At 50.2% G+C, this 11,757-nt stretch carries 15 protein-coding genes; 13 read left to right on the top strand and 2 right to left on the bottom strand.

The annotated features are described in order from the left end of the window. Positions 1-10 precede the first annotated feature (10 nt). The 3 genes from ACJJJB_RS16185 to fnr all read left to right on the top strand — a co-directional run bounded on the left by ACJJJB_RS16185 (position 11) and on the right by fnr (position 1,733). Entirely contained in the window at positions 11-412 is a 402-nt protein-coding gene (locus ACJJJB_RS16185) for an SDR family NAD(P)-dependent oxidoreductase (protein ID WP_445365156.1), read from the top strand. Positions 413-447: 35 nt separating this feature from the next. Continuing rightward, a complete protein-coding gene (locus ACJJJB_RS16180; protein WP_445365155.1) occupies positions 448-696 on the top strand; it encodes a hypothetical protein in 249 nt (82 codons plus the stop codon). 299 nt (positions 697-995) lie between these two features. After that, positions 996-1,733: a fumarate/nitrate reduction transcriptional regulator Fnr gene (gene fnr, locus ACJJJB_RS16175; RefSeq protein ID WP_026305221.1), complete on the top strand. Its 738-nt coding sequence runs from the start codon at positions 996-998 to the stop codon at positions 1,731-1,733. Positions 1,734-1,834: 101 nt separating this feature from the next. On the opposite strand, the gene ACJJJB_RS16170 is transcribed toward fnr, so the two are convergent. Both ACJJJB_RS16170 and ACJJJB_RS16165 read right to left on the bottom strand, forming a co-directional pair. After that, a complete protein-coding gene (locus ACJJJB_RS16170; RefSeq protein ID WP_445365154.1) occupies positions 1,835-2,278 on the bottom strand; it encodes a SpoIIAA family protein in 444 nt (147 codons plus the stop codon). A 40-nt stretch (positions 2,279-2,318) separates the two neighbouring features. After that, complete coding sequence (locus tag ACJJJB_RS16165) at positions 2,319-2,894, bottom strand: hemerythrin domain-containing protein (protein WP_020414502.1); 576 nt, start codon at positions 2,892-2,894, stop codon at positions 2,319-2,321. 506 nt (positions 2,895-3,400) lie between these two features. On the opposite strand from ACJJJB_RS16165, the gene ACJJJB_RS16160 reads away from it, so the two are divergent. The 10 genes from ACJJJB_RS16160 to thiL all read left to right on the top strand — a co-directional run bounded on the left by ACJJJB_RS16160 (position 3,401) and on the right by thiL (position 11,706). After that, positions 3,401-3,892, top strand: a complete 492-nt coding sequence (locus ACJJJB_RS16160; RefSeq protein ID WP_445365153.1) for an outer membrane beta-barrel protein — start codon at positions 3,401-3,403, stop codon at positions 3,890-3,892. A gap of 182 nt (positions 3,893-4,074) precedes the next feature. After that, a complete protein-coding gene (locus tag ACJJJB_RS16155) occupies positions 4,075-4,569 on the top strand; it encodes an outer membrane beta-barrel protein (RefSeq protein ID WP_083922772.1) in 495 nt (164 codons plus the stop codon). Between the two features lie 219 nt (positions 4,570-4,788). Continuing rightward, complete coding sequence (glyA, locus tag ACJJJB_RS16150; protein ID WP_020414505.1) at positions 4,789-6,057, top strand: serine hydroxymethyltransferase; 1,269 nt, start codon at positions 4,789-4,791, stop codon at positions 6,055-6,057. A 170-nt stretch (positions 6,058-6,227) separates the two neighbouring features. Then, entirely contained in the window at positions 6,228-6,695 is a 468-nt protein-coding gene (gene nrdR / locus ACJJJB_RS16145) for a transcriptional regulator NrdR (RefSeq protein ID WP_444946126.1), read from the top strand. Further along, positions 6,692-7,837 carry a bifunctional diaminohydroxyphosphoribosylaminopyrimidine deaminase/5-amino-6-(5-phosphoribosylamino)uracil reductase RibD gene (gene ribD, locus ACJJJB_RS16140; RefSeq protein ID WP_020414507.1) on the top strand — a complete coding sequence of 382 codons (1,146 nt, stop codon included), beginning with the start codon at positions 6,692-6,694 and terminating at the stop codon, positions 7,835-7,837. Before nrdR ends, ribD begins: the two co-directional genes overlap by 4 nt. Beyond that, on the top strand, positions 7,837-8,499 hold the full coding sequence (locus ACJJJB_RS16135) for a riboflavin synthase (RefSeq protein ID WP_020414508.1): 663 nt from the start codon (positions 7,837-7,839) through the stop codon (positions 8,497-8,499). Before ribD ends, ACJJJB_RS16135 begins: the two co-directional genes overlap by 1 nt. Before the next feature lie 100 nt (positions 8,500-8,599). After that, a complete protein-coding gene (ribBA, locus tag ACJJJB_RS16130; RefSeq protein WP_020414509.1) occupies positions 8,600-9,712 on the top strand; it encodes a bifunctional 3,4-dihydroxy-2-butanone-4-phosphate synthase/GTP cyclohydrolase II in 1,113 nt (370 codons plus the stop codon). Positions 9,713-9,770: 58 nt separating this feature from the next. Beyond that, entirely contained in the window at positions 9,771-10,241 is a 471-nt protein-coding gene (gene ribH, locus ACJJJB_RS16125) for a 6,7-dimethyl-8-ribityllumazine synthase (protein ID WP_020414510.1), read from the top strand. Between the two features lie 65 nt (positions 10,242-10,306). Next, on the top strand, positions 10,307-10,750 hold the full coding sequence (gene nusB, locus ACJJJB_RS16120; protein ID WP_020414511.1) for a transcription antitermination factor NusB: 444 nt from the start codon (positions 10,307-10,309) through the stop codon (positions 10,748-10,750). Between the two features lie 8 nt (positions 10,751-10,758). Continuing rightward, complete coding sequence (gene thiL, locus ACJJJB_RS16115; protein WP_020414512.1) at positions 10,759-11,706, top strand: thiamine-phosphate kinase; 948 nt, start codon at positions 10,759-10,761, stop codon at positions 11,704-11,706. The last annotated feature ends 51 nt before the right edge of the window (positions 11,707-11,757 follow it).

Genomic DNA, 11,757 nt, shown 5'->3' with positions numbered 1-11,757 from the left:
GAATCGATAAATGGGAAAGGTTACTTTGAATAGTGGGACATCTACCGGCTTGGGTTTCAATCTGGCTCTGCAACTGTCCGCGCAGGAATATATCGTTTATACAACCATGAGTAACCTCACCAAGGCAGGCTTCCTGAAAGAGAGGACTGGAAATAGAGGGAGTCTCAGGGTCTTGGCACTGGATGTTCTGAGCATCGAGGGCGTGCAGCGCTGTGTTGAGACTGTTATCAGGGAGCTGGGCCGGATTGATAACCTGGTCACTAATACTGGCGCTGGGTCTGTCAAAACGACTGAAATGGCCAGTGACGAGGAGACCCCAACGGATAACGGATGTGAATTACCTTGGGTAGTACCCAGTACCAAGGCGGTTCTATCTTATAAGTGCTGTAGTGCCAGGTGGTATCCACTCTGAATTTGCCAATAGTATCCTCTCGCAGTTGGAGCTGGATGAAGGAATGCCGGAAGGGGGCTATGGGGGGGGAATTCGAGCCGTACTTCTCCCGTATCCACAAGCGGACTCCAGAACAAACTGCAAGGCGTTACCAGAGCGCTGACCAAGTTGCACAGGTGGTTTTGGAGATCATAGAGAGTAAGAAGGCACCGGTGCGTATTCGCACCTCTGCATGGGCAGAAGAGTTTTGTAAGCTCAAAACCGAAATAGATCCAACAGGGAAAAACAGCAAGGGATGGTTGTGAATAGCATGCCATGCTGTCTGGCTGGTCATCAGTTCACTGAAAGTGGTAGTTCTAGTAGCGGGTTTTTTATTAAACGACAGAAAGGCTAAGCATACAGAAAAGATATTAGTGGTCAGCCGTGATTCTTTTGTGTAAAAAATAATTCTTAAATTTTTACACGCTATTTTTAAGGAAATTGAACGCTTGACTGAATGTCCGATAGGAAATTTTTTTCACTTTTTGTTTTTTGAAATTCAGCTAAAGACGCTTGTTGGAGGAGTGGGTACAATTGCCGCAAATTGTTAACCGGTCGCTTAGGCATGATAGATTCATCAGTGGCGGTAAGTTGCAGTAACTGCTCAGTCAGGCGTCTATGCCTTCCTGCTGGCTTGTCTCAGACGGATATTGATCGACTGGAAAAAGTCACCCGCAGGAAAAAAATCGTCAAAGCTGGTGAGGCTTTGTTCCGGTCAGGCGATCCATTTCAAAATCTTTACGCAATCCGTTCCGGTAGTTTTAAAAGTGTCGTAATAGCCTCAGATGGGGATACCCAAGTCACCCATTTTGCTCTTCCTGGAGAGTTGCTTGGTCTTGATGCCTACAGTAAGCGTCTTCACTCCAGTTATGCTGAAGCTTTGGAGGATAGTAGTGTTTGTCTTTTACCGTTTGCGCAATTGGAAGTACTCGCGCAACAAGTTCCGGCATTACAGCAACAAATCTACAGTATTTTTTCCGAGGAGTTACGTCAGGAAAATGATATTTTGATGCTGTTGGGTAAACGCTCGGCGGATACGCGTCTAGCTGCTTTACTGATCAACATATCCAGTCGTTATGCCAGTCGTGGATATTCTCACAGCGAATTCATTCTCTCCATGCCGCGGACAGATATTGCCAATTACCTCGGTCTTACCGCTGAAACAGTCAGCCGGATTTTTTCTCGCTTCCAGAAAGAAGGGCTGATTAAGGCGGATGGCAGAGTTGTAAAAATTGTGGATTTACTTGGGCTTAGTGAAGTAGCCGGAACTCATTGTGGCTTTGATAATGAAAATGTAGAGTAGTTATTCCTAGAGGGTTGGGTCACTTTTTCATGCACGAGGTGGATAGTTAAAATTAGTGACAAAAAAAGGGGGGCGAAAACGCCCCCTTAATCCACTACTTATCAGGAGTGTGTGGAGAAAGCTAAATCTTCCCTGGCCTCACTTTTTTCAACTTTTTTTTCTGTTGCCTGTGACAGCCAATCCATGGCCTTGTGCTGCTCCTCGAAGTAGCGCACTTCACCACTCATAAACCATCCTCCTACTTTGGTGGCGATTTCCTGCCACTCTTCATCCCCAAGTACGGCGATCCGGGAGAATTCATTGCCGTGTTTTAATGCTAGTTGGAATTCGTCCCAAATTGCATGTAATCCCCACCCCTCGAAATCCCTGAGGTCAATTAGCATTTGTACTTGTGGGCTTTTTACGCCTTCGAGGGCGTACTCAAGTAATGGCGTAATATGCTCATAATCTTCATGGGTCAACTGGCCAATTGCCTTGATATAGAGAAAGAAATCATTATCAATACGCTCCATGCCAATTGAAATGCCGTGGCGTTTAGTTTTCATGCTTCCTCCTTTGATTCATTAGTAGTAATTTTTTTACACCTCAAGCGAGGGCTTTCTCTGCGGTTTCTGGTTGTACCAGGTAGTTACGCAAAGATTCGTAGATTTTTTTTGCATTCTCATCAAAAAGCGGGTCTTTGATTTCCGCGACTTGTTTGTTTATCTGCTTCCAATCTTCAGCGTCTAGGTATTGTTCTATCTGGGGAAAAATCGCTGAATTCTCCAGGCTGATATGGCTGCGCTGAAGTTGTAAATAGTTGTTACTGGCGCCCTGTAATACTCTTCGCTCTACCATCGCATCATTCGCAACAGCATAAAATAGTGCGCACATATGTTTGGTTGCAGCTGCAATTTGCTCGTGTTGCATTTGTGCCTCATAGATGGCATCCCGCCCATGTATTGGTTTGGTCAGGAGACGGGCAAGTATCAAGTCCTCAACTGGATGGTGGTATTTATCTGGGTAGACCGAAAAATAATCCAGCGCATCAAGTATTAACGTCAATGTGTTGGGGTCGCGGTCGCTGCGTCCAAATAGATCCAGCAATAACTGCTCAAAAGCGTTGAGCATTTGCTGCATATGTTTGTGGTCACAGCACAGTTGCCGATAGATGGTATTCATCCCAGACCTCCGCGATCAGTTTCTGGCTATATTGTTGCTGGGATGAGCAAGCGAGAGTTGATTTGGATCAAGTGAGGAAAAGTTTGTAGGATGAAGAGAGGAATATAATGCAATATACCTATTCTTTTACTGCTTCCCCCGCTCCTTATGTGTAATGATTGAAAGCAATATTAATTTGGAACATTGTTTTTGTCGGTTAAATCTACTGGTTAGTCAGTCATTGGTATTATTTTGAATAATATTGATGGATATTAATTTGACCGTTTACTAATCCACGCCTACTTTCAATTCAAATCCGCTCTTTTCTTTTGCGCTAATCTTCGACTGATTGCTCTTCATAAGAATTTGAATAGATATTTTATGTTTTTCATGAGTATGACTATTTATTTCATGCCGCTTGTATTGATCTAAGTGAAATATAGTTATAGATATTTGGATGGTGGACAGGATAAGAGTGGTTATTTCACTATTAATTAGTTAAGCGTTTGGCAAATTTGGGAATATCCATGGAAAAAATTACAAAATTTATAGTCGCCGGTATTCTTTCACTATTGTCTTCTGCGGCATTATCGGAAGGGGGTTATTGGGGGGCTGCTGTCGGGACAATGAATTTTGACTTCAAGGGGGTTGATAATCCCACGGGGGTTGGATTGAGAACTGGCTACTCCCTGGTATCGGGCTGGGGAGTTGAAGTTGAATATATTGGCTCCTTGATAAGTGGTGAGGTAGAAGTCCTTGGGGAAGAAGTGGATGTGGATATGTATAGTCTGGCTGGCTATGCAACTTATCGAACACTTGGTGATATCTACTTCAAAGGGCGTTTGGGGCTGCTATATGAGGATGTCACCGTGGGCATTGATAACAGTGACGATTTTGGTATTACTGCTGGGGCAGGTATTGGATTTCTTCTTGGTGCCAGTAGTAATTTTGAGCTGGAGTACACCATCCTCGAAAAAGATGTAGGATTTTTGTCCGGGGCTTTTAGTTATCGCTTTTAATTTTTCAACAGGTGACATTGTAGCGAGGCCTAATTTTACATTTGGCGCCCGCGTCTTAAGTACTTCTAGTGATTTTTCTATTTCACACTTGGCTTTTTATAGTGCGTTTAAGTAAGTGCTTGCATACATTGCATACCCCCCTATAATCCGCCCGTTTTTATATCTTCAGAGGTAGGGGGAAGATGATGCGTTTTAATTTTAAGGTTTTGGCTGTAGCTGCGGCTTTGGTTTGTTCAGCGACTACACAGGCAGAAGGTGCATATGTCGGTGGTGTTTTCGGTGTGATGAATACTGATGCCAGTGGAGATAGTCCCCTTAATGCCGGTATCCGCGCTGGTTACACCTCGAACTCAGGCTGGGGAATTGAAGTTGAGCTTACTGACTCTCTGGTTGAGGGTGAGTATGACTATTACTGGGGAGATGAGAACTACTCCCTCGCCACGCAGGCGCTATATGCTACTTATCGCACGCAAGGTGATATTTACATGAAAGGGCGTCTGGGTTATCTCCATGAGGAACTGGATGTAGACTACTTTGGTGAGTATTCCGACAGCGGTGCCTCTGCTGGTATCGGAGCTGGTTTCAAGCTGTCAGAGAAAGTCATCTTTGAAACTGAGTACACTTTTATTGAGGCGGATGTGGATTATTGGTCTGGCTCCCTGATTGTGAGGTTCTAAGCCGATATGGCTAAAAGAAAACGCGGCCAAATGGCCGCGTTTTCGTTTTTGCGCAATCCCTTTGCCCTTGGTGTACAATGCGCGCCTTTCTAAAATGCTCAGGATTCTTTGAGTAGTCCATGTGGCCCGATTGGCGCCAGAAGCCAAGCTGTAAGACCTGAGCAAAGTGGTACCGAGCTACACAAAACTCTACTCAGCCCGCATTACCGAGGGAACACCATGTTTGATTCATCAGTCACACTCGCTTCTTACGATCCCGAAATCTGGGAAGCCATTCGGGAAGAAGACTCTCGCCAGGAAGATCATATCGAGCTGATCGCCTCCGAGAACTACACTAGCCCGCAAGTCATGGAAGCCCAGGGCAGCAGCCTGACCAATAAATACGCAGAGGGTTATCCGGGTAAGCGTTACTACGGTGGCTGTGAGTATGTGGATAAGGTGGAAACTTTGGCGATTGAGCGCGCCAAAGAGCTTTTCGGTGCCGATTATGCCAATGTGCAGCCTCACTCCGGCTCTCAAGCTAACTCTGCGGTTTACCAGGCGTTATGCGCGCCAGGAGACACCGTTTTAGGAATGAGTCTGGCCCATGGTGGTCACCTGACTCATGGTGCTCGAGTCAACTTCTCAGGCAAGATTTACAACGCGGTCCAATACGGGTTGAACCCGGAAACTGGCGAAGTAGATTATGAGGAAGTGGAGCGTTTGGCTCTCGAGCACAAGCCTAAGATGATTGTTGCCGGCTTCTCTGCATACAGCCGTGTAATGGATTGGGCTCGTTTTCGTGAGATTGCGGATAAGGTTGGTGCTTACCTGTTTGTCGATATGGCACACGTTGCTGGCCTGGTTGCTGCTGGAGAGTACCCTTCGCCGATTCCCCATGCGGATGTAGTAACCTCTACGACTCACAAAACCCTACGCGGTCCACGCGGAGGCATTATCCTGGCGCGCGCCAATGAAGAAATTGAGAAGAAGCTGAACTCCGCCGTATTCCCCGGTGGTCAGGGTGGCCCGCTGATGCACGTTATTGCAGCCAAAGCGGTTTCTTTTAAAGAAGCGATGAGCCCTGAATACAAGGCTTACCAGAAGAAGGTGGTAGAGAATGCTCGCGCAATGGCGGAGACCTTCCTGGATCGTGGTATCAATATCGTTTCCGGTGGTACCGATGACCACTTGATGCTAGTGGACCTGATTGGTAAAGAATACACTGGTAAAGATGCTGATGAGGCCCTGGGTAATGCAAACATTACGGTGAACAAGAACGCAGTCCCCAATGACCCGCGCTCTCCATTTATCACCAGCGGCCTGCGTGTTGGGACCCCGGCGATTACTACCCGTGGCTTCGGTGTGAAGGAAACCCAGCAACTGACTCATTGGATTTGTGACATTCTCGATGCCTTGGAAAAGGGTGATGCAGAGTCCACTATTACCGAAGTGAAGCAGAAGGTTCTTGAAATCTGTGCGCAATTTCCTGTGTACAAGAAGGCCTGATAGCTCTTCCAGTTAAAAAAGCGGCTTGTTGGCCGCTTTTTTTATGGAAGTACATGCCCGTTCTTAATCTGTCTGGCCGACTGCACCGGTGCGGTGCGTCGCGCAGACACACAGTGCAACGGCTGTGGTAAACTGCGGCCCATTTTCCACTCCCCTGGGGACGATCCCACATGCACTGTCCGTTCTGCAGCGCAGAAGAAACCAAAGTAGTCGATTCCCGCTTGGTGGCCGAGGGCGACCAAGTGCGCCGCCGGCGCGAATGCCTTGAGTGTCACGAGCGTTTTACCACTTTTGAAACAGCGGAATTGCTTCTGCCGCGGGTAATCAAACAAAACGGTCAACGCGAACCGTTTAACGAGGATAAGCTGCGTGCGGGTATTCAGCGTGCGGTGGAAAAGCGCCCGGTCAGCACTGAGCGGGTAGAATCTGCAGTATCTCAAATCAAGCATGCTTTACAGGCGACTGGTGAGCGCGAACTGCCGGCGCGCGCTATTGGTGAACTGGTTATGGAGCAGCTGCGGGAATTGGACCAGGTGGCCTATGTGCGATTTGCTTCGGTCTATCGGCGCTTTGAGGATGTCAGTGACTTCAGTGATGAGATTGAGCGCCTGACCAGTAAGGAAACCCAACGGAAATGATTCAAGTGGCTGTAAATACACCCCAATCCCTGATGGCCCGAGCTATTCAACTGGCGGAGCGTGGGCTGTATACCACTATGCCCAACCCCCGTGTGGGTTGTGTGATCACCGATAGTAAGGGTGTTGTTGTCGGCGAGGGCTGGCATCAACGTGCTGGTGAGCCCCATGCAGAAATTGAAGCCCTGCGCGATGCAGGAGAGCGAGCCCGGGGTGCTACGGTCTATGTGACCTTGGAGCCCTGTAGCCATACTGGTCGCACTGGCCCTTGTACTGAGGCGTTGATCGAAGCTGGTGTCTCTCGTGTGATATACGGAATGCAGGATCCTAACCCCAGGGTGGGTGGCAAGGGGCTACAAAAACTACGCGATGCCAATATAGAAGTGGAGGGGCCTCTTTTAGAGGATCAGTGCCGCGCGCTCAATCCGGGTTTTATCAAGCGGATGACTTTGGGTCTTCCCCTAGTGCGCAGTAAATCTGCGATGAGCCTGGATGGACGTACGGCGATGGCCAGTGGTGAGTCCAAGTGGGTGTCCGGACCTGCGGCGCGTGCCGATGTACAGCGTTTACGGGCACGCAGTTGCGCAATTGTGACCGGTGTAGAAACAGTGCGATTCGACAACCCAAACCTAAATGTGCGCGCCGATGAAATGGCCCTTGAGCTGCTCGCTGCTGAACAGGCAGCTGAGGTACAGCCACTGCGGGTGATTGTTGATAGCCAGCTGCGCACCCCGGCAAAAGCCTTTATTTTACAGGGCGATGCCCCCACACTGGTGTGCACCACCGAGCGTGCGGACCCGGAGCGTCGCGAGCGCCTGGAACGGGCAGGTGCTGAAGTCATCATTCTGCCACAGGACAAAGAGGGGAGGGTGGACCTGCTCGCTCTGCTCGAGGAGCTGGCGCGACGCCAATGTAATGAGATCCTGGTGGAGAGTGGTGCGACCCTCTCCGGTGAGTTCCTATATCGCGGCCATGTAGATGAGCTGATAGTCTATTTGGCTCCCAAGCTGCTCGGCAGCACGGCGCGGCCGCTATTCGAGCTGCCAATTGAGCGTATGGGCTCGGTGCTGCCGATCACGATCACTGATATGCGCGCCGTCGGTCACGACTGGCGTATCACTGCAACTACCGATATTGAGCGCTGATGTTTACCGGAATTATTGAAGCTGTTGGTGAAATCGCCGAGCTGCAGCCCCAAGGGGGAGATCTGCGTGTGCGCGTCAGGAGTGGCAAGCTGGATCTTACCGATGTCGGGCTTGGGGACAGTATCGCAACCAATGGCGTATGCCTGACAGTAGTGGATCTGCCTGGCGATGGCTACTGGGCGGATGTCTCTGCAGAGACACTCGACGTCACCAGTGTCAGTAGCTGGAAAAAAGGCGATCGAGCTAACCTGGAGAAAGCTCTCACCCCGCAAACCCGCCTTGGTGGGCATATTGTCAGTGGCCATGTGGATGGCATTGGTGAGGTTGTGTGGCGCAAATCCGAGGCCCGGGCCGAGCGCTTTCGTTTGCGCGCGCCGGAAAATCTGGCCCGCTATATTGCGCACAAAGGGTCGATCACTGTTGACGGCACCAGCCTCACAGTCAACGCGGTGGATGGTGCAGAGTTTGAACTGACGATTGTGCCGCATACGCTGCAGGAAACCATTATGGGAAGCTACAGCGCAGGTACCCGGGTCAACCTCGAGGTAGATCTTATTGCACGCTATCTGGAGCGCTTGTTACTCGGTGATAAAGCAGCCAAATCCAGCGATGAGGGTATGACTCTTGAGTTTCTCGCCCAGCATGGGTTTTACAAGCGCTAGCCGGTTTCATCCCGGCATGCCGCGCCAGTGAGGGCGGGTGGGAGTGAATAGCAGGGATAGCCGCTCAATTAGCAATTGATAAATTTATCCAGAGTTAACAATGGAATTAAATACGGTTGAAGAACTGATCGATGATATCCGCCAGGGCAAAATGGTGATCCTGATGGATGATGAAGATCGTGAGAATGAAGGTGACCTGGTGATGGCGGCGGAGCAGGTACGCGCCGAAGACATCAATTTTATGGCTACCCATGCCCGCGGACTGATTTGTATGCCCATGTCCAAGGAGCGCTGTGAGCAACTGGACCTGCCGCTGATGTCGCGGGAAAACGGTGCCCAGTTCAGTACAAACTTCACCGTATCTATTGAGGCTGCTGAGGGGGTTACTACCGGTATTTCTGCTGCAGATCGAGCGCGCACCGTACGCGCCGCAGTGGGCAGGAATGCCAAGCCCAGTGATATCGTACAACCCGGCCATATTTTCCCGATTATGGCCCAGCCTGGTGGCGTATTGAGCCGCGCCGGCCATACCGAGGCAGGCTGCGATCTGGCGCGTCTGGCGGGTTTTGAGGCCGCCGCTGTGATCGTTGAGATCATGAATGAAGACGGCACTATGTCGCGCCGCCCGGATCTGGAAAAGTTTGCTAAGGAACACGATCTCAAGATCGGTACTATCGCCGACCTGATTACCTATCGCGCTTTGAATGAAAAGACCGTTGAGTGTGTTAATGAGCGCAAAGTGCGTACCGAATTCGGTGAATTCAAATTGCGCACCTATCTCGATAAAGCACGACGGGAGAGACATTTCGCATTTATTAAAGGGGATCCCACTCCGGAAGAGCCGACTCTGGTGCGGGTGCATGTGGGCAATACACTGCGTGATGTACTCACAATTCGCCGAGGCGACGAAAAATTTGTCCCCTGGACTTTCCGCCGCGCAATGCAGCGTATTGAGAAAGAAGGTAAAGGCGTTGTGGTGCTTATCTGCCACAACGAAACCACCGAAGAGATTGAGGAAAGTATCGACTGGCTGATCAGCGGCAAGCAGCAGCGCCCCAGCCAGGACCTGGTCTACAAGCAGGTGGGCACAGGTTCTCAGATACTGCGTGACCTCAAGGTACGCAAGATGCGCCTGATGAGTGCACCGTTTAAGTTCAGTGCCATTTCCGGATTTGAATTGGAAGTGGAAGAGTACCTGAACGCCGAAGAGTAAATAGAGCTGTAACGTCGACAAGTACCGGCGTTATAGAAAGAAATATGGACTGGAAATTATGAATAATATTCAAGTGATCGAAGGGGATTTTGTCGGCAGCACTGGCAAGTATGCGCTGTTGGTCAGTCGCTGGAATAGTTTTGTCGTTGAGAGCCTGAAAGATGGTGCACTGGATACCCTGCGTCGCAAGGGCATCAAGGATGAAGATATCACTATCTACTATGCGCCGGGTGCTTTCGAATTCCCATTGGCCGCTCAAAAACTGGCTGAGACTAAGAAGTTCGATGCCATTATTGCCCTGGGAGCGGTGATTCGTGGCGGCACCCCACATTTTGAATATGTGGCTGGCGAGTGCACCAAGGGCCTGGCCCAGGTATCACTGAATACCGGTATCCCGGTAACTTTTGGTGTGCTTACCGTGGACTCTATCGAACAGGCGATTGAGCGATCCGGCACCAAGGCTGGTAACAAGGGTTGTGAGGCTGCCGAGACGGCTCTGGAAATGGTTTCCCTGCTCGGCAAAATTTAAATTGCCGAAGTGCCGGCCTATTTTGCCGGCACCCCCATTCTGTGAAGTATCTACCGGAAAAAACAATGACCGTAACTGCATCCGCTCGCCGCAAGGCGCGTCACTACGCCATGCAGGCGCTCTACCAGTGGCAGATTGCCGGCGCCAGCCTTAATACGATTGAAGCTGAGTTTCATGCTGACAATGATATGAGCAAGGCCGACGTGGAATATTTCCGCGATATTTTCCACGGTGTTGCCAAGAATCTGGACGAAGTTGAGAGTGCTTTCACTCCGCACCTGGACCGTAAAGTGGATGAGCTCGACCCAGTTTCCAGAGCCCTTCTGCGTATGTCCACCTACGAATTAAAAAATCGTATTGATGTGCCCTACAAAGTTGTCATTAACGAAGCTGTAGCTTTGGCGAAAAAATTTGGTCCTACCGATGCCTTCAAATTCATTAACGGCATCCTGGATAAAACAGCTGCGGATCTGCGTGCGCCAGAAGTGGCGGCGGACAAGAAAGCCTGAAGCAGAAAATGGGAGCTGCTCCGGGCGAGTTTGAAATTATTCGTGACTTTTTTGCCAGTGCTCCGCAAGGGCAGGGTGTGGTTCTGGGAATTGGTGATGATTGCGCTTTGCTACAGGTTCCCAGCCAGGGCCAATTGGCTACGTCTATGGATACTTTGGTGGCGGGTCGACATTTTCCCGCCGAGGCCGACCCGGCGGCGATAGCTGCCCGAGCGCTGCGGGTTAACCTCAGTGACCTGGCTGCCATGAATGCCCGGCCACTCTGGTTTACTCTGGCGCTTACCTTACCTGAAAGTGACGCTAACTGGTTGCGCAAATTTTCCAGTGGTTTACTGCAAACCGCTGCGCAGTTTGGCGTTTCCCTGGTGGGAGGAGACACTACAGCCGGTCCTCTGTCGATTACTATCCAGGTGATTGGACAGACTGCCCGGCCATTGCGCCGTGATGGTGCCGGTTGTGGAGATTCTATTTATGTTAGTGGCCCTCTGGGGGCGGCAGCTGCTGCCCTGCCGGTAATTCTCGGTGATCAGCGGGTGCCAGCTGAGGTGCAACATCAGGCTGAGCACGCCTTTTATTTTCCCGAGCCGCAATTCGCCACTGCGGCAGCGATTTCTGACTTCGCCAGCAGCGCTTTAGATATTTCCGATGGCTTGATAGCAGACCTGGCCCATATTTGTGAGTCCAGCCACGTCAGCGCTGATATTTATCTGGAGCGCCTGCCTGTTTCTCCCATAGCGCAGTCACTTGCTGGTGCGAATGCCCTTTCTTTATCTGCTGGTGGTGGCGATGATTACCAGCTTTGTTTTACTGTGCCCCCGGAAAAGGTGGAATCAGTGGAAAAGCTGGAGCTAGGAGTGACTGCTATTGGGACTCTAAGTGCTGGCGCTGCCGAAGTGCGTTGCTGGCACAATGGTGAGCCCTGGCAAGCGCCGTCAAAGGGCTACCAACACTTTTGAACTGGCACTTTTAATGAGTAGAGAACGCCACTAGAGGCCTTGGATACAAAC

Source organism: Microbulbifer variabilis, assembly GCF_052468405.1.
The sequence above is the reverse complement of the archived record's forward strand: the minus strand, read 5'-3'. Positions and strand labels throughout refer to the sequence as shown.